This window comes from Streptomyces sp. NPDC002386 (genome assembly GCF_053593175.1).
This window is the reverse complement of record NZ_JBSFBX010000009.1, coordinates 14134-34798: the sequence shown is the minus strand read 5'-3', so window position 1 is coordinate 34798 and position 20665 is coordinate 14134. Positions and strand designations below refer to the sequence as shown.

The 20665-nt window shown below is 72.7% G+C and carries 18 protein-coding genes and 1 pseudogene; 7 read left to right on the top strand and 12 right to left on the bottom strand.

Translation table 11 applies throughout. The features are described from left to right. Positions 1 to 13 precede the first annotated feature (13 nt). Positions 14 to 1045, top strand: a complete 1032-nt coding sequence (locus tag ACWCPN_RS19200) for a phosphatidylinositol-specific phospholipase C domain-containing protein (RefSeq protein ID WP_451207482.1) — start codon at positions 14 to 16, stop codon at positions 1043 to 1045. A gap of 138 nt (positions 1046 to 1183) precedes the next feature. After that, entirely contained in the window at positions 1184 to 1738 is a 555-nt protein-coding gene (locus ACWCPN_RS19195) for a GH25 family lysozyme (protein WP_199212085.1), read from the top strand. Positions 1739 to 1754: 16 nt separating this feature from the next. On the opposite strand, the gene ACWCPN_RS19190 is transcribed toward ACWCPN_RS19195, so the two are convergent. Beyond that, entirely contained in the window at positions 1755 to 2441 is a 687-nt protein-coding gene (locus ACWCPN_RS19190; protein WP_451207479.1) for an NADPH-dependent F420 reductase, read from the bottom strand. Positions 2442 to 2592: 151 nt separating this feature from the next. After that, on the bottom strand, positions 2593 to 2805 hold the full coding sequence (locus ACWCPN_RS19185) for an EF-hand domain-containing protein (protein WP_199213668.1): 213 nt from the start codon (positions 2803 to 2805) through the stop codon (positions 2593 to 2595). 151 nt (positions 2806 to 2956) lie between these two features. Between ACWCPN_RS19185 and ACWCPN_RS19180 the strand changes: the two are divergent. Both ACWCPN_RS19180 and ACWCPN_RS19175 read left to right on the top strand, forming a co-directional pair. Next, positions 2957 to 3235, top strand: a pseudogene (locus ACWCPN_RS19180) (MerR family transcriptional regulator); the annotation flags it as partial. Positions 3236 to 3352: 117 nt separating this feature from the next. Then, complete coding sequence (locus tag ACWCPN_RS19175; RefSeq protein ID WP_451208032.1) at positions 3353 to 3985, top strand: GNAT family N-acetyltransferase; 633 nt, start codon at positions 3353 to 3355, stop codon at positions 3983 to 3985. A gap of 10 nt (positions 3986 to 3995) precedes the next feature. Here ACWCPN_RS19175 and ACWCPN_RS19170 read toward each other — a convergent pair whose 3' ends face one another. The 6 genes from ACWCPN_RS19170 to ACWCPN_RS19145 form a co-directional block, all read right to left on the bottom strand. Continuing rightward, a complete protein-coding gene (locus ACWCPN_RS19170) occupies positions 3996 to 5180 on the bottom strand; it encodes a YVTN family beta-propeller repeat protein (protein WP_451207477.1) in 1185 nt (394 codons plus the stop codon). Beyond that, positions 5180 to 5980, bottom strand: a complete 801-nt coding sequence (locus tag ACWCPN_RS19165) for a polysaccharide deacetylase family protein (protein WP_451207475.1) — start codon at positions 5978 to 5980, stop codon at positions 5180 to 5182. The genes ACWCPN_RS19170 and ACWCPN_RS19165 overlap by 1 nt, the downstream gene beginning before the upstream one ends. Before the next feature lie 98 nt (positions 5981 to 6078). Beyond that, positions 6079 to 6594, bottom strand: a complete 516-nt coding sequence (locus tag ACWCPN_RS19160; protein ID WP_365130151.1) for an ATP-binding protein — start codon at positions 6592 to 6594, stop codon at positions 6079 to 6081. Between the two features lie 288 nt (positions 6595 to 6882). Then, on the bottom strand, positions 6883 to 7650 hold the full coding sequence (locus ACWCPN_RS19155) for an enoyl-CoA hydratase/isomerase family protein (RefSeq protein WP_199212081.1): 768 nt from the start codon (positions 7648 to 7650) through the stop codon (positions 6883 to 6885). A 318-nt stretch (positions 7651 to 7968) separates the two neighbouring features. Continuing rightward, positions 7969 to 9213, bottom strand: coding sequence for a L,D-transpeptidase (locus ACWCPN_RS19150; protein ID WP_451207472.1), 1245 nt, complete (start codon positions 9211 to 9213; stop codon positions 7969 to 7971). Between the two features lie 157 nt (positions 9214 to 9370). Beyond that, on the bottom strand, positions 9371 to 10594 hold the full coding sequence (locus tag ACWCPN_RS19145) for a L,D-transpeptidase (protein WP_451207470.1): 1224 nt from the start codon (positions 10592 to 10594) through the stop codon (positions 9371 to 9373). 241 nt (positions 10595 to 10835) lie between these two features. Between ACWCPN_RS19145 and glgX the strand changes: the two genes are divergently transcribed. Continuing rightward, entirely contained in the window at positions 10836 to 13082 is a 2247-nt protein-coding gene (gene glgX, locus ACWCPN_RS19140) for a glycogen debranching protein GlgX (RefSeq protein ID WP_451207465.1), read from the top strand. A 66-nt stretch (positions 13083 to 13148) separates the two neighbouring features. On the opposite strand, the gene ACWCPN_RS19135 is transcribed toward glgX, so the two are convergent. Genes ACWCPN_RS19135 through ACWCPN_RS19120 form a run of 4 tightly spaced genes read right to left on the bottom strand, consistent with a single transcriptional unit; the run spans position 13149 to position 16719 of the window. Beyond that, the gene (locus ACWCPN_RS19135; RefSeq protein ID WP_365130155.1) at positions 13149 to 13799 is read right to left on the bottom strand and encodes a response regulator transcription factor; all 651 of its coding nucleotides are present in this window, start codon (positions 13797 to 13799) and stop codon (positions 13149 to 13151) included. Beyond that, positions 13789 to 15054 (bottom strand): sensor histidine kinase, encoded by a 1266-nt coding sequence (locus ACWCPN_RS19130; RefSeq protein ID WP_451207462.1) that lies wholly within the window; start codon positions 15052 to 15054, stop codon positions 13789 to 13791. Before ACWCPN_RS19130 ends, ACWCPN_RS19135 begins: the two co-directional genes overlap by 11 nt. 28 nt (positions 15055 to 15082) lie before the next feature. Continuing rightward, positions 15083 to 15817: an ABC transporter permease gene (locus tag ACWCPN_RS19125; protein WP_451207459.1), complete on the bottom strand. Its 735-nt coding sequence runs from the start codon at positions 15815 to 15817 to the stop codon at positions 15083 to 15085. Next, positions 15814 to 16719, bottom strand: a complete 906-nt coding sequence (locus ACWCPN_RS19120) for an ABC transporter ATP-binding protein (RefSeq protein WP_451207457.1) — start codon at positions 16717 to 16719, stop codon at positions 15814 to 15816. Before ACWCPN_RS19120 ends, ACWCPN_RS19125 begins: the two co-directional genes overlap by 4 nt. A gap of 265 nt (positions 16720 to 16984) precedes the next feature. Between ACWCPN_RS19120 and ACWCPN_RS19115 the strand changes: the two genes are divergently transcribed. Both ACWCPN_RS19115 and ACWCPN_RS19110 read left to right on the top strand, forming a co-directional pair. Continuing rightward, positions 16985 to 18790, top strand: a complete 1806-nt coding sequence (locus ACWCPN_RS19115; protein ID WP_451207454.1) for an ABC transporter ATP-binding protein — start codon at positions 16985 to 16987, stop codon at positions 18788 to 18790. Beyond that, positions 18787 to 20652 carry an ABC transporter ATP-binding protein gene (locus tag ACWCPN_RS19110; RefSeq protein WP_451207451.1) on the top strand — a complete coding sequence of 622 codons (1866 nt, stop codon included), beginning with the start codon at positions 18787 to 18789 and terminating at the stop codon, positions 20650 to 20652. Before ACWCPN_RS19115 ends, ACWCPN_RS19110 begins: the two co-directional genes overlap by 4 nt. Positions 20653 to 20665: the final 13 nt, after the last annotated feature.

Below are 20665 nucleotides of genomic sequence, written 5' to 3'. Positions count from 1 at the left end.
AGGGAGTTGACGGATGCGCGGAGTCAGACGGGTGGTGGCGTCCGTGGGGGCCGCCGCGATGCTGGCGGTGGGAGCGGGCCACGCGGCGGCGGAGGCGCCCAGGTTCTCCGACGTCACGGCGATCGGGACGCACAACGCGTACGAGAAGGACAAGTACGCGTACTTCGCGCAGGCGCTGGACTCGGGGGCCTCGCTGCTGGAACTGGACGTGTACGTCGACAGCCTGAGCCACCGGTGGCGGGTCAGCCACAGCAACCCGCTCGGCAACGACAACAACTGCGAGGCCGCGAAGAACCCGGACGAGCTGTACGGCAAGAGCCGCAACCAGGACCTCGGCGGCTGCCTGGACAACATCGCCGCCTGGAACCGGCTCCACCCCGACCATCCGCCGATCGTCTTCAAGGTGGAGATGAAGGTGGGCTTCAACGACCGGGCCGGGATGGGCCCCGACGAGTTCGACACCCTGGTGTCGGGCAGGCTCGGCGGCAGCGTCTACCGGCCGGCCGACCTGCTGGGCGGCACCCACTCCACCCTCGACGCGGCCGCCAGGGCCGACGCCTGGCCCTCCCGGGACGCCATGCGGGGCAAGTTCCTGTTCGAACTGATCCCGGGCACGGTGGAGCAGTCCAACCCGTTCGACCACTACTGGACGGACAAGGAGTACGGCGACCATCTGCGGGACCTGTCCGCGGCCGGCCGGATCTCCGCGGCCCAGGCGTTCCCGGCGGTCCTCGGCGCCGAGAACGGCGATCCGCGCGCCGGCCGGTACGACGCCTCGATCCGGCCCTGGTTCGTGTTCTTCGACGGGGACGCGGCGACCTACGTGGACAAGGGCTACGACACCTCGTTCTACGCCGCGAACCACTACATCCTGATCACCACGGGCGCCGACGGAGTGTCACCCGCGATCTCCTCGACCGACCCCACGGAGGCCGAAGTCGCCGCCCGCCTCGCCCTGCTGGCCAGGAACCACGCCAGCGTCATCACCTCCGACTGGGCCGCCGAGCCGGCCTCGGTACTGGGCTCGGTGACGACCCGGGGCTGATCCGGCACGGCGTGCGAGACCCGCGCCGAGGGGGCCGCCGGCGACGGCGGCCAAGGGCGCGGGACGGATCTCTCGTGCCGGACGGGGCATATATGAGTCGACTCCTGTAACCCCACGGCACCCCAGGGGGGTCCCCCCATGCTGCACGGCATCGACGTGAGCGCGTACCAGTCCTCGTCCTACGGCACGGACGGCCTCTCCTTCGTCTTCATCAAGGCGACGGAGGGTCGTTCGTACGTCAACCCCCGGCTCTCCGCGCAGACCAAGCACGGCCGCGACGCGGGGCTGGTCGTCGGCTACTACCACTTCCTGTGGCCGGGACACATCACCGCCCAGGCCGAGTACTTCGTCCGGCACGCCCCGGAGAAGGCGGGTGAACTGCTCGCCGTCGACTGGGAGACCACCAGCGAGGGCAACCACGCGAGCAACGCCGAGAAGGACCTGTTCATCCGGACGGTGAAGCAACTGCGCCCGCACAACAGGGTGCTGCTGTACACCAACCGCGACTACTGGCTGAACAAGGACCGCACCTCCTATGCCGGCGACGGCCTGTGGATCGCCGACTACGTGAGCGCGGGGCACCCCCGCATCAAGGCCAAGTGGCGCTTCCACCAGTACAGCAGCGAGCCCCACGACAAGGACGTGGCCGCCTTCGCGGACAAGGCGGCCCTGCGGAAGTGGGCCACGCCCTGACGACGCCGTCGGCGGGTCAGCCGCGGAAGGCCGCCGGCCGTTCCGGGGAGGCCTTGGAAAGGGCCTCGCGGACCGCGTCGGCGCCCGCCCGCAGGCCGTAGACCGGGGTGTCCGGCTGCTGGCGCCAGGAGTCGTCGATGCCGCCCGCGTCGACCGTGTCGAAGCCGAGCTCGTCGATGAGGTCGCGGACGATCCGCTTGGCGGCCTCGTCGTCACCGGCGACCGGCAGCGCCATCCGCTCGGGGTCGCCGGCCGGGCGGGGGCGGTCCAGGATGTCCTGGGCGTAGGTGCCGTTGAACGCCTTGACCACGGGGTGCCGGAGGTGCCGCTCGGTCCAGCGGCTCTCGGTCAGGCCCTCGTCCTCGATCCCGGCGATCCGGCCGTCGCGCTGCTGCGGGTAGTAGTTGCCGGTGTCGATCACGGCCACCCCCTCGGCGGCGCCGGACAGCAGGCCGGAAGGGAGTCCGGGGACCGCCTTCAGGGGGACGGTGACCACGACGACCTCGGCGCCCTCCGCGGCCTCCTCGGCCCGCACCGCCGTCGCGCCGGTCTCCTCGGCCAGGGCCTTCAGGGTCTCGGGTCCCCGCGAGTTGGCCACGGACACGTCGTGCCCGAGTGCGGTGAGCCGCCGGGTCAGATTGCCGCCGATGTTGCCCGCGCCGATGATGCCGATCTTCATGACAGACCTTCCCAGTCCATGCATGTGCATGCTTCTGACCTGGGCGACAACCACGCGCGGCGCCGGGCTATTCCGGCCGTTACGGCGAATGGGGGTACGCGGGCGCCGGGGCCCGGCGGAAGTCGTGACGGAGGGGGTGCCGTCCCGCTGCGGGACGGCACCCCCTCCGGGCACGTCACTTGCTCAGGTAGGCCCAGAACTCGTCGAACGACAGGACCTTGTCGCCGTTGAGGTCACGGGTCCGGATGACGGCCTCCGCCACCGTGTCGGTGACGTTCCAGTCACCCCCCTGGGCGAGGGCGGACTTGAACTCCGCCGCGGTGATGAAACCGTCACCGTCCGCGTCGATCCGCTGGAACTGCTTGCGTGCTTCCTCGATGTCCGCCACCGATCCGCCCCTTATGTTCGCGTTCTTCATGCCGTGCTGGCGTACTGACGCTGGTCAGATTAACGGTCCGTGTGCGCCTCCAGTGCGGCGACCACCCAGGCGAAGTCCTCCTCGTGCGCCGGGACGGGCGCTCCCTTCAGCACACCGAGCAGTGGCCGAGATGGTCCAGGACCCGGAGTTCCGGGCGCGGATGCGCGAGGCCGCCGAGTTCAACGCCGCCGACCGGGGGCCGGACACCCCGCGCGGGGCGTCCATGTGGTTCTTCAGCCGGCTCGTCCAGCTGGTGGGGCCGGCACGCGAGCGCGGTGTCGCCCCCGGCGCGCCGGAGGCCGGGCGGGTGCTGCGGGATCTGCTCGGCGACGCCGACCCGGCGGCCGTCCTCGAACGCATGAAGGCCTCCCACAATCCCCGGCTCGCCCGCTACCGGGAGCGAACCGGGAGGCCGGTGGCCCGCGCCAGCTCGCCGATGGTGAGAAGTGCGGTGCCGTCGTCGATCACGTCTGCGAGTCTGGGCCTTCCAGTCGGTGGAGACACAAGGAGCGGTGGGTTGGAGACCCTGCGGGACATACTGGACGCCGCGGCGCGCGGGGTGTTCCCGCCGGCCGACGGCCGTACGACGGTCGTACCCCAGCACGGGGCGCGGGACGCGGGGGTGCTGGCCTTCACCGCGCACTCCGTCGTCTTCACGGACGAGAACCCGCGGTGGGTGCGCGAGACGCTGGACGCGGTGGACTGCGATCCGCTGTCCGCGGCGCTGAACCCCGTCTTCCTGGCCGCCCTCCTGGCCCGCACGGGGCGCCGGGCGGAGACCGTCGACGCGCTGCTGGTCGGCTCACCGCTGCCCGGCGCACCGGCGCTCGCGCTGACCGAGATCGAGGACGCCGGCCACCCGCGCATCGCCTACGCCCGCCGTCGGCGCGACGGGGTACGGGCCTGGACGGCGGACGGCGGGGTGCTGGTCCTGGGGCGCGGCGTCGGCGGACGGCTGGAGGTGAGCGTCGAGGTGTACGAGGGGGCGCGGCACCGGGGGCTGGGCCGGGCCCTGGTGACGGCGGCCCGGCACCTGGCGGGGGAGCCGCTGTGGGCCCAGGCGGCGCCGGGGAACGCCCGCAGCGTGCGGGCGTTCCAGGCGGCCGGCTACCGCGTGGTGGGCGCGGAGGCGCTGCTGCTCGCCCCCTGACGCACCCCGCTCAGCGGAAGACGCCGGTGTGGCCGAGGGAGTAGCGGCCCGGCTGGGGGTAGACGGCGAGCCCGTGCGGACCGCTGCCGACCTTGATGCGGGCCAGTTGGGTGCCGGTGCGGGTGTCGATGGCGTACACCTCGGCGTTGTAGCGGCCGGAGAGCCACAGCACCTTGCCGTCGGCCGAGACCCCGCCCATGTCGGGGCTGCCGCCGCCGGGCAGGTGCCACTTCTTGGTGAGCCGGTTCCGGGTGAAGTCGAAGACGGAGATGGAGCCCTCGCCGCGGTTGGAGACGTACATCTCGCGGGAGTCGCGGCTGACGTACAGGCCGTGCGTGCCCTTGCCGGTGGCGAGGAACGCCGGCCGGCCGAAGGTGTCGCCGTCGAGGACCCACAGGCCGTTGGCCACCATGTCGGCGATGTAGAACCGCTTGCCGTCCGGTGAGATCTTCACGTCCTGGGGCATGGCGCCGCGCACGTCCAGCTTCTGCCGGCCGATCACCTCCATCCGCGCGGTGTCGACCTTGAGCAGCTCGCCGCTGAACTCGCAGGAGACGATGAAGTAGCGGCCGTCGAGGGAGAAGTCGGCGTGGTTGACGCCGGCGCAGTCGACCGGGACGGCCTTGACCTCCTTCATGGTGTGCGCGTCGCGGAAGACCAGGCGGCGGTCCTTGGAGGCCATGACGACGGCGTACTTGCCGTCGGGCGTGAAGTACAGGTTGTACGGGTCGTGCACGTCGACCGGCTTGCCCGCCTTGCCGGTCCGCGGATCGATGGGGGTGAGGGAGTTGCCGAGGTCGTTGTTGACCCACAGCGTCCTCAGGTCCCAGGAGGGCACGACGTGCTGCGGCTGGCGGCCCACCCGGATCGTCTCGATGATCTTGTACGTCTTCGGGTCGATGACCGTGACGGTGTCGGAGTTGGTGTTGGGCACGTAGACCCGGGAGGGGAAGCCCTCGACCACCGGCGAGAGCCGGCCCGGGCGGTCGGCGGCGTAGACGTCGCTGGGGTCCTCCACCGGCGGCATCCCCGGCAGTACGTCCACCCGCGGCTTCTTCGCCTGCGGCTGGACGGGCGCCTTGCTGCCGATGGCCTCGTTCTCGCGGTGCTGGGAGGCGCCGCACGCGGACAGCAGGGTCAGGGCGGTGAGGGCGGTTCCGGCGGCCAGCAGGCGGGCGGCTTTCGTGGTTCGCATCAGCTCAGCAGCTCCGTGGTGGTGACCGCGCGCAGTCCGCGGCGGTCGAGTTCGTGGAGTACGGCGGGGAGGGCGGTGACCGTGCCGGGATAGCCGAAGTGCAGGCTCACCACCGAGCCGGGGCGGACCTCGGCCGCGACCTTGCGGGTGATGGCGTCGGCGCCGGGCCGGGTGTAGTCGAGCGAGTCGACGTCGTACGACAGCACGTGCGGGTAGCCGGCGGCGCGGGCCAGTGCGGCGACCTCGGCGGAGGCGGTCGGGGAACGGGAGGGCCGGAACCAGGTGCCGATGGACCCGGTGAGCCGCTTCAGCCGGTCCGCGCAGTCGGTGATCTCCCTGCGGGCGTCGGCCGGTGACATGGCGTTGACGGCGACGTGCCGCTGGGTGTGGTTGCCGAGGTCGTGGCCGCCGTCGAGGACGCGGCGGGCGAGGTCCGGGTGCTCGTCCAGCCAGGTGCCGACGGCCAGCACGGTCAGCCGGGCCCCGTGGCGTTCGGCGGTGCCCAGCAGGGAGGTGGCGAGCTCCGGGTCGCCCTGGCCGTGGAAGGTGAGGGCGACCCGGGGGCGGCCGCGCGGACCGTGGGTGATCTGGGCGGGCTGCCCGGGATAGGAGCGGGGGGCGGGGGCGGCACGGGAGGTGGCCGCGTGGTGGCCGGACGCGCGGGCGGACGCGTCGGCGGAGGCGGTGGCGCTCGGTGCGGCCGGAGCGCCCGCACAACCGGCGGCGAACGCGCCCCCGGCGACGAGCCCGGCGCCCGCGCGCAGCACCTCGCGGCGGTTGGTCGTGGTCACCCGCACCATTTAAGGGGTGAAGGGTAAGAAAACGCCCGATTGGCCCGATCGGAGGAGGATGTCGGGTCGCCCCGCCCGGGCGGGCGGGGGCGGTGGTCGCGGTGGCGTCAGCGGCCCGTGTCGCGCTCGGCGACACGCATCTCGAACCAGGTGGTCTTGCCGCGCGGCAGCAGGTCCACGCCCCAGCGGTCGGCGAGTTTGTCCACCAGGAACAGGCCGCGACCGCTGACGTCCATCTCCTGAACCGGCATCAGACAGGGCAGTCCGCGGGAGGGGTCCCTGACCTCCACGCGGATCCAGCCGCGGCGCCGGCGCATCCGCAGGCCGAAGACCCGGGCGCCGGTGTGCCGAACGGCGTTGCCGACGAGTTCGGAGACGAGCAGGACCGCGTCCTCGGTCATCTTGGGGGTAAGCCCCCAGTGCCGCAGGACGACGACCTGGGCCAGCCGGCGCGCGGTGGCCGCGGACTCGGGGCGGGACGGCAGCGGCACCTCCGCCTCCGTCGGGTTGCCGAAGAGCTCGAGCGCCTTGAGCGCCCGCTCGTCCTCGACCGCGGGCGACCAACGCGCCGCGGCCGCACGGCTGTGTCCCCGCGGCTGCCCGATGCCCTCCAGCCCCGCCATGCCCCCATGATGGCCGTCCGGAGACGTCTCCGTGGGCGTTCCCGGGGAATACGCCCCCCGCGCGCTCCCGTCCCGCTCCAGCCCTCCGGCATATGCCGAAGGCATTACAGGACCGACGACAGACCGTCCGACCTGCGGAGACGACTCACTTCCGGGCAAGCGTCAGGCTCCCTCGACGAGGCAGGCTTAAGGTGGATTTAAGGCTCCCATAAACCGCCCCATCGAGGGACCCGGATCAGACAACGTGTCAATTGCAAGCGTATGTGCGGGAGTTCACACGTCCGGGGGTCACAGGAACTTGGCCTTGCCCGGCCCCTCCTCCACGAAGCTGCGCATGCCGCGCTCGCGGTCCTCGGTGGCGAAAAGGCCCGCGAACCAGTTGCGTTCGACGGCCAGACCGGTGTCGATGTCGGTCTCCAGACCGGTGTCGACGGATTCCTTCGCGGCGCGCAGCGCGATCGCGGGGCCCTGCGCGAGCCTCGCCGCCCACGCGTGCGCCTGCTCGTACACCTCGGCGGCCGGGACGACCCGGTCCACCAGGCCGATGGCGAGCGCCTCGTCGGCCTTCACCTGGCGGCCGGTGAAGATCAGGTCCTTCGCCTTGGAGGGGCCGACCAGCCGGGGCAGGCGCTGGGTGCCGCCGGCGCCCGGGATCAGGCCGAGCAGGATCTCGGGCTGGCCCAGCTTGGCGTTGTCCGCGGCGATGCGGAAGTCGGCGCAGAGGGCCAGCTCGCAGCCACCGCCGAGGGCGTAGCCGGTGATGGCCGCGACGACGGGCTTGGGGATGCGGGCTACGGCGGTGAAGGAGTCCTGCAGGGCGCGGGCGCGCAGGACCATCGCGGTGTGGTCCATCTCCTGCATCTCCTTGATGTCCGCGCCCGCCGCGAACACCCGCTCACCGCCGTAGATCACCACGGCGCGCACGTCCTCGCGGCGCGTGGCCTCCTCGGCGAGTTCCTTCAGCCGGTCCTGCGTGGCCACGTCCAGCGCGTTCATCGGCGGCCGGTCCAGGCGGATCGTTCCGACACCTTCGGCGACTTCGAGATTCACGGTCATGCCGAGCAGGTTAACGGGGGCTAACGGCGGTTGACGCGGTGCCGTCCGTCACAACCGGCCGGGGGTCCGGGGGTCGCCCCCGGGCAGGCACAGCACGGGGGCTAACGGCGGTTGACGCGGTGCCGTCCGTCACAACCGGCCGGGGGTCCGGGGGTCGCCCCCGGGCAGGCACAGCACGGGGGCTGCCGGCGGTTGACGCGGTGCCGCCCGTCACCAGGGCCCCGGAGGGGCGCGGGCACCGCGCGATCAGCGACGGCGCACCCGCGCCCCGGGGCGGCCCAGCCCCACCGGGCTCTCGCCGCGACGGGGAACCGGGGCTCACTTCTTCCAGTCCTCCCACGACATGTTCCAGCCGTTGAGCCCGTTGTCCGGGGCCACCGTCCGGTCGTGGGAGTGCTTCACGACGACCACGTCGCCGAGCATCGAGTGGTTGAAGAACCAGGCCGCCGGAACGCCCTTGTCGTATCCGCCGCGCACGTCGCGCAGTCCGACGCAGCCGTGGCTGGCGTTGTAGTTGCCGAAGGCGCCGCCACCCCAGTAGTTGCCGTGGACGAACGTGCCGGAGTTGGTCAGGCGGATGGCGTGCGGGACGTCCTTGATGTCGTACTCGCCGCCGTAGCCCACGGTCTCGCCGTTCATGCGGGTCACGGCGAGCTTCTCGCTCATGACCATCTGGCCGTTCCAGGTCTCGTAGCCGGGCTTGCCGGTGGTGACCGGGATGGTCTTGACGACCTTGCCGTCCTGGGTGACCTTCATGGTGTGCTTCTTGGCGTCCACGACGGACACCTGGTTGCGGCCGATGGTGAACTTCACGGTCTTGCGCTGCTTGCCGTAGACGCCGTCGCGGCCCTCCACGCCGTCGAGGTTGAGGTCGACGGTGACCTTGGTGCCTTCCTTCCAGTACTTCTCCGGGCGGAAGTCCAGGCGGTCGTTGCCGAACCAGTGCCCCTCGACGTCGACGGCCGGCTCGGTCCTGACGCTGATGGCCTTCTCGACGTCCGCCGGGCTGGTGATGCCCCGGGTGAAGCGGACGGAGAACGGCATGCCCACCCCGACGGTCGAGCCGTCCTCGGGGGTGAAGTAACCGACGAAGGTGTTCCGCGGGGTGAGCGTGGTGAAGCTGGAGTCCTCGGCGGCCTCGCGGCCGGCGGAGTCCTTCGCGACCGCGTGCACGCTGTACTTGGTGCCGGCGGCCAGATGGGTCGACGGCTTCCAGGCGGCTCCGTCGCCGGTGACGGAGCCGTCCACCTTCGCGCCCTTGGCGTCCTTGACGGTGACCTCGGTGAGCTTGCCCTTGGCGACGCTCACCTTCAGGGCGCCGCTGGTGTCGACGCCGGTGGCACCGGACTTGGGCGAGATGCTGACGGCGGCCGTGGACTGCTCGCTCTGCCGCGTGCCGGCGTCCTGGCCCTTCCCGTCCCCCGCTCCGGTGCCGGACTCCCGGTCACCGCCCCCGCCGCACGCGGTGACGGCCACGAGCAGAGCGCCGGATATGAGCGTCAGCCCCTTGCGGCCGAACCTCCGGCCCCCCACCGATGCCCCCGATATCGGCCGCACGTTCACCTTGCACTCCCCTCGCCGGGCCAGGTCAGGCCCGCTCCCCACCACACTTGGTGTGCGCATGTTAACCGCAGGATTTCGAGCGGGGAGGCGGCCGAAGGTCACCGTTCCGTCGCAACTTCAACCGACTGCCGCGGTCCGAACCCCCGGCCCGTTCGGCTCACTTGACGGCACTGCCCGTTTTCCACTCCTTCCAAGCCATGTTCCACCCTCCGAGCCCGTTGTCGGGAGCGACTGTTTTGTCCTTGCTGTTGACGACCTCGACGACGTCACCGACGAGACTGCGGTCGAAGAACCAGCCCGCGGGCGTGTCCGAGCCGCCGCCCTTGACGTCCCTGAGCCCGACACAGCCGTGACTGACGTTCACGCTGCCGGGGGCCTCGGGCGACCAGTAGTTGCCGTGCAGGAAGGTGCCGGAGTCGGTGAGCCGCATGGCGTGCGGGACGTCGGGGATGTCGTACTCGCCGCCGAAACCGACCGTCCGGCTGTTCATGCGGGTGACCTCGAGCATCTCCATCACCACCATCTTCCCGTTGTAGGTGGTGGTCTTCGGGGCGCCCGCGGTGATCGGCACGGTGGCCAGCAACTGCCCGTCGCGCCGCACCTCCATCATGTGCCGGGCCGCGTCCACCAGGGAGACCTGGCCGCGGCCGACGGTGAAGGTGAACGTCTTGTCCTGCAGGCCGTAGACGCCGGGGGCGCCCTCCACGTCCCGGAGGCCGAGGTCGACGGTGACCTCGGTACCGGGCTTCCAGTAGCGCTCGGGACGGAAGTCGAGCCGGTCCTTGCCGAACCAGTGCGGGCGGATCTCCACCGGCGGGTTCGCGGTCACGCGCACGGCGCGCTCGACGGCGGCGCGGTCGGTGATCTCCCGGTTGAAGGAGAGGGAGACGATCATCCCGATGCCGACGGTGGCCCGGTTCTCGGGGGTGACGTAGCCGATGAACCGTTCCTCGGGCACATACGTCGTGAACGTGCTGTGCCGGGCCGAGCGGCGGCCCTCGGAGTCGAGGGCGACCGCGTCGACGGTGTATTTGGCGGCCAGCGCCAGCCGGTCGCCGTCCGGTTCCCAGCCCAGTCCGTCGGCGGTGATGTGCCCGGGGACCGGGGCGTCCTGTGCGTCCTGGGACATCACGACGCTCACCTTCTCCAGGCGCCCGTCGGACACCCGGACCCGTAGCCGCTCCTGGGGCCGGACGGCGGTACTGCCGTCGCCCGGAGTGACCCGGATGGCGTCCTTCGGGGCCGGCGGTCCGCCGAGCAACCGGTCGATGTCCGGACCGCCGTGGCCGCCCGCGGTGCAGCCGGCCAGCAGTCCCACCCATGTCAGTACGGCGGCCAGCGCGGCCCCCGCGCGCCGTGCGCGTCCTTGTGCGTGCCTCACATGGGACTCAACGAGCGGGCACGCTCCGGGGAAACGTGAGTGCGACGCCCGTGCTGGGCAGAACAGTGGGGAGGACGACACGAAGGGGAGTTCTTCCCGGCCGGGGAGGGCTCCCCCAGCCCGCGTCGGAGCCGCCGGGGCGCAGCCGTTCCGGGCGGCCGGGTGCGCGCCCGCGCGCGCCCGGCCGTTCGGCGCGGCGCGCTGCGCCCCGCGGGCGAGCCACTGAAAGAGGGGCCGACTGGTGACGAGCGCAGCCGAGCAGCGGGCACGGGCCGGGGAGCCGGCCGCCGGGAGCGGGCCGGCGACGGCCGCGGTGAGCGGCGCCCGTCGCGGGGTGCCGCCCGCACCACCCGTCTGGCCGGGCGCGCCGACCCCGCTGGGGGCCCGGTTCCGGGTCGGCCCGGACGGTGTCGCGGGCACCAACTTCGCGCTGTGGGCGGCCGGGGCGGAGGCGGTCCGGCTGTGCCTGTTCGACGAGCGGGGCCGGGAGACACAGGTTCGGCTGACCGAACTGACGCACGAGATCTGGCACGGCTTCGTGCCAGGCGTGATGCCCGGGCAGCGCTACGGCTACCGCGTGCACGGCCGCTGGGACCCGTGGACCGGTGCGCGCTGGAACCCGGCGAAGCTGCTGCTCGACCCGTACGCGCGCGCGGTGGACGGGGAGTTCCGCCTGCCGCCGGAGGTCTACGGGCACGTCCGGGACTGGCCGGAGCAGCACGTCGCCGACACCGTCCGGGACGACCGGGACTCCGCGCCGCACGTCCCCAAGGGCGTCGTGGTCCATGACGACGACGACTGGTCCGACGACCGCCGCCCCAAGACACCGTGGGCGGACTCCGTCATCTACGAACTGCACGTACGCGGCTTCACCAGACTGCACCCCGGCATCCCCGAGGAGCTGCGCGGCACCTACGCCGGGCTCGCCCATCCGGCGGCGGTGGAGCACCTCACCGGGCTGGGCGTCACGGCCGTGGAACTGCTCCCCGTGCACCAGTTCGCCCACGAGGACCATCTGCTGCGGCGGGGCCTGAGGAACTACTGGGGCTACAACTCCATCGGCTACTTCGCCCCGCACGCGGCCTACGCGGCCTCGGGGACGACAGGCGGCCAGGTCGGCGAGTTCAAGCGGATGGTCCGCGCGCTGCACGCGGCGGGCATCGAGGTCATCCTGGACGTGGTCTACAACCACACCGCCGAGGCGGGCGAACTGGGGCCCGCGCTCTCCCTGAAGGGCATCGACAACCGGGGCTACTACCGGCTCCAGCACGACGCGCGCCGGTACGCCGACTACACCGGCTGCGGCAACACCCTGCACGTGGTCCAGCCCCAGGTGCTGCGCCTGATCACGGACTCGCTGCGCTACTGGGTGACCGAGATGGGCGTGGACGGCTTCCGCTTCGACCTCGCGGCGGCGCTCGCCCGCTCGATGCACGACGTCGACATGCTGTCCCCCTTTCTGGCGGTGATCGCCCAGGACCCGGTGCTGCGCCGGGTGAAGCTGATCGCGGAACCGTGGGACATCGGCTCGGGCGGCTACCAGGTGGGCGCCTTCCCGCCGCTGTGGACCGAGTGGAACGACCGCTACCGGGACACCGTGCGGGACTTCTGGCGCCACGCGCTGCCCGACGTGCGGGAGATGGGCTACCGCCTGTCCGGCTCGAGCGACCTGTACGCCTGGGGCGGCCGGCGGCCCTACGCCTCCGTCAACTTCGTCACCGCGCACGACGGTTTCACCCTGCGCGACCTGGTCTCCTACGGCGGCAAGCACAACGCGGCCAACGGCGAGGGCAACCGCGACGGCACCGACGACAACCGCTCCTGGAACTGCGGCGCGGAGGGGGAGACGGACGACGGGCGGGTACGGGCGCTGCGGCGCCGGCAGTTGCGGAACCTGATGACGACCCTGCTGCTGTCCACCGGTGTGCCGATGCTGGTCGCCGGTGACGAACTCGGGCGCACCCAGCGCGGCAACAACAACGCCTACTGCCAGGACAACGAGATCAGCTGGGTGGACTGGTCCCTGCTGGACGATCCCGCCTGGCGCTCGCTGTACGAGCTGACCTCCCGGCTGATCGCCCTGCGCCACCGCCATCCGGTGCTGCGCCGCCGGGCCTTCTTCTCCGGGCGCGCCCACTCGGCGGCCGGGCTGCGCGACCTGGCCTGGTTCACCCCGCGGGGCGAGGAGATGACCGAGGGCGACTGGTACGCCCCCGCCGCCACGCTTGGCATGTATCTGTCCGGTCGGGACATCCCGGGCCGGGACGAGCGGGGCGTTCCGATCCTGGACGACAGCTTTCTCGCGGTGCTGCACGCCGGGGACCGCCCGACGGTCTTCGTGCTGCCGGGGCCGCCGTGGGCGGAGCGCTACGAGGTGGTGGTCGACACCTCGCGCGAGGAGCAGTCCGAGGCGCCGGGCACGGTCCACCCGGCGGGCGAGGCGGTCACGGTGCCCGCGCGGTCGCTGCTGTTCCTGAGGGCCGGGTGAGCGCGGGCGGGGCCCGCCGGGGTGCGGGTGCGCGTCCGGCCGGCTCCCGCGCCGGTGCTCACGGCCCTACGGCCGGTCCGCCCGGCCGAGGATTCCGCGGTCGTAGGCCGCCGCGACCGCGGCCGCGCGGTCGCTGACACCCAGCTTGGCGTACAGGTGGGTGAGATGGGTCTTCACGGTGGCCTCGCTGATGAACAGCTCCCGGGCGATCTCGCGGTTCGACGTGCCCCGGGCGACCAGCCCCAGGACCTCGCGCTCACGGGCGGACAGCGGTTCGCCGCCGGGTGCGCGGACCGCGGAGACCAGCCGGGAGGCGACGGCCGGGGAGAGGACGGTGCGGCCCGCGGCGGCGGCCCGCACCGCGCCGAACAGCTCCTCGCGCAGGGCGTCCTTGAGGAGGTAGCCGGTCGCCCCGGCCTCGATCGCGGGCAGGGTGTCGGAGTCGGTGTCGTACGTCGTCAGCACGAGCACCTTGGCGCGGGCGCCGTCCCGGGTGAGCGCGCGGATGGCGTCCACCCCTCCCCCGCCGGGCATCCGCAGGTCCATGAGGATCACGTCCGGGTCGAGCGCGGCGGCCCTGGCGACGGCCTCGGGGCCGTCGGCCGCCTCCCCGAGGACGGTGAAGCCGGGCGCGGACTCGAACATACCGCGCAGACCGTCCCGTACGACCGGATGGTCGTCGACGATCAGCAGGGTGATGACGCTCTCATCGGTCATGGCGCACCAACGGTACGCGAGCCGACACCGCGGTGCCGTGGCCCGGTTCGGTCTCGAAGGTGACGCAGCCCGCGATGCGTTCGGCGCGGGCGCGCATCCCGTCCAGGCCGAATCCGCCGGACCGGGTGCGGGCCCGGGCGGTGAGCGGGTCGAAGCCGCGGCCGTCGTCGCGGATGTCGAGGACGACCTCGTCGCCCATGAAGGACAGGGTGACGCCGACGCGGGCGGCCCCCGCGTGCCGGGCGGTGTTCGACAGGGCCTCCTGCGCGATCCGCAGCAGGGTGGCGGAGACCTCGTCGTGCAGGTGCTCCGCGGTGCCGGTGACGGTGAACTCGGCGCGTACGCCGACGCGTTCGCGCCACTCGGCGACCGTCTTGCGCAGCGCGTCGGGCAGTCCGTCGTCGGCGAGCGCGACGGGGGCGAGGTTGTGCACCGAGCGGCGGGCCTCGCCGAGGCTGTGCCGGGCGAGGGCGGAGGCGCGCTCCAGATGGGTGCGGGCCACGGCCAGGTCGGGGGCGCCGGCGACGACCTGGAGCTGGGCGATGATGCCGGTCAGGCCCTGGGCGATGGTGTCGTGGATCTCGGCGGCGAGGCGGCGGCGCTCGTCGGCGACCCCGGCCTCCCGCGCCTGGACGAGGAGCTGGGCGTGCAAGGCGGCGTTCTCGTCGAGCGCCTGGTGCAGGGCGGCGTTGGTCCGCTCGAGTTCGGCGATGGTCTCGGTGCGCTCACGGGAGCGCTGCGCCTCCTGCTCGGTGAGATGGGCCGCCACCATCTGCAGGCCGGAGTTGGCCACCAGGAGTCCGGCGAAGAGGATCCACTGGACCGCGCCGCCGAACGGCGGTCCGCCGGCCTGGGCGCCGGCCACGGTGACCGCGCTCGCCAGCAGTCCGGCCCGCTGCCACCTGCGCGGCAGCGTCTCGTCGGCGTCCATGTACCCGGCCGCGGCGTAGAACGCGAAGAACGGGTTGAGCCAGGTCAGGGCGAAGGCCAGGGCCCAGCGGACGCCGTAGTACGCGGTCCCGCCCGGGGACGGCGTCCGGCCGCGGCAGGATGTGCGCGGACGGCTGCCGTGCCACCACAGCTGGAGCGCGACGGCGGCCCCGACCAGCGCCCACGCGGTGTACCACCGGGACGGGCCGGCGTGCGGATCGGCGGAGGCGACCGCTAGGACGACACCGATGCCGAGCAGCGCGTACGGCCCCCAGGTGTGCAGTTGCTCCCAGCGCCGGTCGATGCGCGTGTCCACCGCGGTCATGTCCCCAGTCTGCACGGCCCGTTCCCGCCTACTCCCAGCGGAACCAGCGGCCGGCCGCCCCCGTGAGCAGCAGGATCCACACCGCCAGCACCCCCAGGTGGCTCCAGCCCGGCCAGTGCCCGGCCGCCGCCCGGTTCAGGGCCTGGGCGGCCGCCCCGAAGGGGCTGTAGCCCACGATCCTGGCGAGGAGGCGCGGCATGGCCTGCACCGGCAGCCAGACACCCGCGCAGAACATGGCCGGGAAGAACACGGCGGACCCGATGGCACCCGCCGTCTTCGTCGTACGGGACAGAGCCGACACCACGGATCCGAGGGCGAGGGAGACCAGGACGGCCGGCAGCAGGGCCAGCGCGTATCCCACGAGCTGCTTCGGCAGGTGCACGCCGAAGGCGAGCCGTCCCACCACCAGCACCAGCAGCGCCGACGCCAGGGAGGCGACGCCGAAGACCACCATGTGCGCCGCGAGCACGGAGCCCGGACGGACGGGTGTCGTCCGCATCCGCCGCAGGATGCCGCGCTCCCGGTACCCCGTCAGGGACTGCGGCATGGACTGCAGACCGCCGACGATCAGGCCGAGCAGTACGGCCACCGGGACATAGGCGTCGATCGTGCGCAGACCGCCGAGGGAGTCCTGGGGCTGCCGGAAGGACGGGATCGAGCCGAGGATCACCAGCAGCAGCGTCGGGAAGAGCAGGATCCAGAAGACGGCGCCGGGCTCGCGGCGGAAGAGGCGGGCCTCGGTGCGCAGTACGGCGATGCTCATGCCGTCGGCTCCTTCGTCAGGTCGAGGAACGCGTCGTCCAGCGTGGCGTCCGTGACGCGCAGCTGGTGGGCGGTGACGCGGTGGCGGGCGAGCAGGGTGAGGACGGCGTCGACGGTGTCGTCGGTGCCGGAGAGCGTGATCCGGCCGTCCTTGTGCGCCACGGAGGAGAGGTGCGGCAGTGCGTTCAGATCGCGCTCGTCCAGCGGTGCGGACGGGGTGAAGCTGATGACGGTGGCGCCGGCCGAGCGGCGGATCAGCCCCGCCGGGGTGTCGAGCGCGGCCAGCCGGCCCTTGTCGATCACGGCGATGCGGTCGCAGAGCCGCTGGGCCTCCTCCATGAAGTGGGTGACGAGCAGCACGGTCACCCCGCGGTCCCGGACGTCCTCGATGAGCCGCCAGGTGTCGCGGCGTGCGCGCGGGTCCAGGCCGGTGGTGAGTTCGTCGAGGACGACGATCCTGGGATTGCCGACGAGGGCGAGCGCGATGAACAGCCGCTGCTTCTGTCCGCCGGACAGCCGGCCGAACCGGCTGCCGAGCCGGCCGGTCAGGCCGAGGCGTTCGGCGAGGGGCCCCCAGTCGAGCGGGTCGCGGTGGAACGAGGCGTACAGTTCGAGCGCCTCGCGGACGGTGATCCTCGGCTGGAGCTCGCTCTGCTGGAGCTGGGCGCCGAGCACCCGGGAGACCCGCTCGTGGTCGGCGGCCGGGTCGAGACCGGTGACCCGGACGCTGCCCCCGTCGGGGACGCGCAGGCCCTCTACGCACTCGACGGTGGTGGTCTTGCCGGCGCCGTTCGGGCCGAGGATCCCGAAGATCTCGCCCTCCTCCACACCGAAGGAGACGTCGTCGACGACCGCGCGGCCGCCGTAGAGCTTGCGCAGTGCGGTGACTTCGATGACAGGCATGGTCCGAGCGTCGCGGAGCGGGCCCGCCCGGCACATCCTCCGTCCCGCGACGGCGGCATCGTCCGATCGGCCGATGGCGGGGTGCGACCGCGAGCGCCGGGGGCGTCCCGCCGGGCGCCCGTTCCGCGGGCGGCGCGGTGGCCGCGCGGCGGGCCCCGGGCACGGTCCGGCCGCCCGAAGCCGCAGGTCGTAGGTCCAGCGGCGGAGCCGGGTCCGGCCAAAACTCGGTGGGCGATGTCAGTGGCGATCCGTAGGCTCACCCCTGATGCCCACGACACGTGCAACCACCGCAGAAGAAGTCCGCCCCGAGCGGTCGGCCGTCCGCACCCTGCTGCGCCTGTGGCCGTTCGTGCGGCCCGTGCGGGCGCGGCTGTTCACGGCCGCCTTCGTCGCGGTCGTCGCCTCGTGCGTGGGCCTGGTGATCCCGCTGGTGCTGAAGTGGATGGTCGACGGGCCGGTCGCCGACCGGAACCCGGCGGGTGTCTGGCTCGGCGCGCTGTGCCTGCTGCTCCTCGGCATCGCCGAGGCGGTCCTGTTCGGCATAAGGCGCTGGCTGGTGGCCCGGCCGCTGTCGCACGTCGAGGCCGAACTGCGGGCGGCCCTGTACCGCCGGCTGCAACGGCTGCCGGTGTCCTTCCACGACCGGTGGGCCTCGGGCCAGCTCCTCTCCCGGGCCACCACCGATCTGATGCTGCTGCGCATGTTCCTGGCGTTTCCGCTGACCTTCCTGCTGGTCAACGGTGTGACGATCCTCGTCGGCGTGGTGATCATGCTGATGCAGGACTGGGTGCTCGGCCTGGTCATCCTCGGGCCCGCCGTTCCGGTGCTGTGGACCTGCGTGGTCTTCGAGCGGCGCTACGCCGAGGTGGCGCGGCGCGCCCAGGACCAGGTCGGCGACCTGACCACGGTCGTCGAGGAGAGCGTCCTCGGCATCCGCATCATCAAGGGCTTCGGCCGGCACCGCACCCAGGCGCGGGCCTTCCACGAGCTGTCGGGCAGGCTGCGCGGCACGGAACTGCGCAAGGCCCGGCTGCTGGCCACCATCTGGGGCGTCATCGTGACGCTGCCGGAGATGGCCATCGGCGCCGCGCTGGTGGTCGGCGCGCTGCAGGTGGCCGACGGCGAGCTGTCCGCGGGCACGCTGGTCGCGTTCCTGAGCACGGCGCTCGCCCTGCGCTGGCCGGTGGACTCCATCGGCTTCCTGCTGGCCATGAGCCAGGAGGCGGCGACCGCCACCGAGCGGTACTTCGAGGTGATGGACGAGGAACCGGAGAGCGCCGGGGCGGCCGCGGACGGCGCCGGCGACGGGTCCGGACCCGGGCTGCGCTTCCACGGCGTACGGTTCCGCTACCCCGACGCGCCCCCGGACTCCCCGCCCCTGCTCGACCGCGTCGACCTGCACATCCGCCCCGGTGAGTCCATGGCCCTGGTCGGGGCCACCGGCAGTGGCAAGACGACGCTGACCGCGCTCGTCCCCCGGCTGCACGAGGTCACCTCGGGACGCATCAGCCTGAACGGCGTGGACATCGCCGCCATGCCCCGCGAGGAGCTGCGCGCGAGGGTCGCCGTGGCCTTCGAGGAACCCACGCTGTTCTCCGCGTCCGTCGGCGAGAACGTACTGATGGGCGCGGCGGACGGCGCCGGCGAGGCGGACCTGGACCGGGCGCTCGCGGTCGCCCAGGCCGACTTCGCGCACGCGCTGCCGCAGGGCACCGGCACCCAGGTGGGCGAGCAGGGGCTGAGCCTGTCCGGCGGGCAGCGCCAGCGCCTTGCGCTGGCCCGCGCGGTGGTCGGCCGGCCGGAGTTCCTGGTGCTGGACGACCCGCTGTCCGCGCTGGACGTGCACACGGAGGCCGCCGTCGAGGCCGCGCTGCGCCAGGTGCTCGCCGACACCACCGCGCTGATCGTGGCCCACCGGCCGTCCACGGTGCTGCTCGCCGACCGGGTCGCCCTGCTGTCGGGCGGCCGGATCGCCGCGGTCGGCACGCACCAGGAACTGCTGCGCACGAACGCCGAGTACGCGCACCTGATGTCGGGCGCGGCGGCCGGGGACCGGGAGGACCACCGATGACCAGCACGACGACCGCCGCCCCGGCCACGGACGACGAGGAGCGGCCGCCGCGGGCGCGGGACACCGGCGACGGCGACCCCTTCGACCACGACGTCCTGCCCACGCCGCCCGGCGCCACGGCCGCGCTGCTGCGCTCGCTGCTCGCGCCCATGAAGTCCCGGGTCGCCGTCACCACGCTCCTGCTGCTGCTCCAGCAGGCGGCCGTGCAGGCGGGTCCGCTGCTGGTGGCGTACGCCATCGACAACGCCGTTCCGGCGTTCCGGGACCACGACCACGGGCCGCTGATCGCGGTGGGCGCCGGCTACCTGCTGTGCGCGCTGCTCTCCGGCGGGCTGCAGTTCGCGTTCATCGAGGCCTCCGCCCGGGTCAACCAGAACGTGCTGCTGGATCTGCGGGGCCGGATCTTCCGGCACGCGCAGGCCCTCAGCGTCGACTTCCACGAGCGGTACACGAGCGGTCGCCTGATCTCCCGCTCCACGACGGACGTCGAGTCGCTGCGCGAACTCCTCGACGAGGGGCTGCAGGAACTGGTGACCGTCGTCCTGTCCTTCGTCTACATCTCGGCGATGCTGCTGTGGCTCGATCTCGGCCTCGGCGCGGTCGCGGTGGCCTCCTTCGTGCCGCTGTACCTGCTGGTGCGGATGTACCAGCGGCGGGCGGGGCGGGTGTACCGGGCGCGGTCCACGGCGATCGCGACGGTGATCGTGAAGTTCGTGGAGACGATGAACGGCATCCGCCCGGTGCGCGCCTTCCGCCGGGAGGCGGCGAACGACGCCGAGTTCGCCGTGCTGAACCAGCGGCACGAGCGCACCAACGGCGACGCCCTGCTGGAGATGGCCCGGTACGTGGTCGGCTCCCGGCTGGTGGCCAACACGGCGGTCGCCGGGATCGTGCTGTGGGGCGCCTACCGGGTGGCGTCCGGATCGCTGGAGCTGGGCGTGCTGGCGGCGGCCGTGCTGTACCTGCGGCGGCTGTACGACCCGATCGACCGGCTCGGCATGTTCCTGAACTCCTACCAGTCCGCGGCCGCTTCGCTGGAGAAGATCGCCGGGCTGCTGGCCCAGACGCCGACCGTGCCGGAGCCGTCGGCGCCGCGCGAACTGCCCGCGCTCGGGAACGGTTTCCCGGGCCGCGAGGTGGTCTTCGACGGGGTCCGCTTCGCGTACCGCACGGGCGGCGAGGTGCTGCCGCGCTTCGATCTGATGCTCCCGGCCGGGCAGACCGTCGCCGTCGTCGGTTCCACGGGCGCGGGCAAGTCGACGCTGGCCAAGCTGCTCGCCCGGTTCTACGACCCGTCCGACGGACGGGTGCTGCTCGACGGGGTCGACCTGCGCGAACTGGGGACGCCCGAGCTGCGGCGCGGGGTGGTCATGGTGACGCAGGAGGCGTTCCTGTTCTCCGGCACGGTGGCGGACAACATCGCGATCGGCCGGCCCGACGCCTCCCGGGAGGACGTCGAGCGGGCCGCCAAGGCGATCGGCGCGCACGAGTTCATCAGCGCCCTGCCCGACGGCTACGACACGGACGTCCGCAAGCGCGGTGGCCGCATCTCGGCCGGGCAGCGCCAGCTCGTCGCGTTCGCCCGCGCGCTGCTGGCCGATCCGGCGGTACTGATCCTGGACGAGGCGACCAGTTCCCTGGACGTGCCGGGCGAGCGGGCCGTGCAGCGGGCGATGGCCACGGTGCTGCGCGGCCGTACCGCCGTGGTGATCGCGCACCGGCTGTCGACCGTGGAGATCGCCGACCGGGTGCTGGTGATGGAGCGGGGCCGGATCGTCGAGGACGGCAGCCCGGGCGAACTCATCGCGGGCACCGGCAGGTTCGCGGATCTGCACAAGGCGTGGCGGGACAGTCTGGCGTAGCGGGACGGACGGG

Excerpts from the sequence above, each read along its gene's own strand:
- ACWCPN_RS19120 (WP_451207457.1), bottom strand. The coding sequence starts at position 16,719 with ATGCCTGTCATCGAAGTCACCGCACTGCGCAAGCTCTACGGCGGCCGC.
- ACWCPN_RS19110 (WP_451207451.1), top strand. The coding sequence starts at position 18,787 with ATGACCAGCACGACGACCGCCGCCCCGGCCACGGACGACGAGGAGCGG.
- ACWCPN_RS19170 (WP_451207477.1), bottom strand. The coding sequence starts at position 5,180 with ATGCGAACCACGAAAGCCGCCCGCCTGCTGGCCGCCGGAACCGCCCTC.
- ACWCPN_RS19165 (WP_451207475.1), bottom strand. The coding sequence starts at position 5,980 with ATGGTGCGGGTGACCACGACCAACCGCCGCGAGGTGCTGCGCGCGGGC.
- ACWCPN_RS19160 (WP_365130151.1), bottom strand. The coding sequence starts at position 6,594 with ATGGCGGGGCTGGAGGGCATCGGGCAGCCGCGGGGACACAGCCGTGCG.
- ACWCPN_RS19155 (WP_199212081.1), bottom strand. The coding sequence starts at position 7,650 with ATGACCGTGAATCTCGAAGTCGCCGAAGGTGTCGGAACGATCCGCCTG.
- ACWCPN_RS19200 (WP_451207482.1), top strand. The coding sequence starts at position 14 with ATGCGCGGAGTCAGACGGGTGGTGGCGTCCGTGGGGGCCGCCGCGATG.
- ACWCPN_RS19195 (WP_199212085.1), top strand. The coding sequence starts at position 1,184 with ATGCTGCACGGCATCGACGTGAGCGCGTACCAGTCCTCGTCCTACGGC.
- ACWCPN_RS19135 (WP_365130155.1), bottom strand. The coding sequence starts at position 13,799 with ATGACCGATGAGAGCGTCATCACCCTGCTGATCGTCGACGACCATCCG.
- ACWCPN_RS19130 (WP_451207462.1), bottom strand. The coding sequence starts at position 15,054 with ATGACCGCGGTGGACACGCGCATCGACCGGCGCTGGGAGCAACTGCAC.
- ACWCPN_RS19115 (WP_451207454.1), top strand. The coding sequence starts at position 16,985 with ATGCCCACGACACGTGCAACCACCGCAGAAGAAGTCCGCCCCGAGCGG.
- ACWCPN_RS19190 (WP_451207479.1), bottom strand. The coding sequence starts at position 2,441 with ATGCATGGACTGGGAAGGTCTGTCATGAAGATCGGCATCATCGGCGCG.
- ACWCPN_RS19125 (WP_451207459.1), bottom strand. The coding sequence starts at position 15,817 with ATGAGCATCGCCGTACTGCGCACCGAGGCCCGCCTCTTCCGCCGCGAG.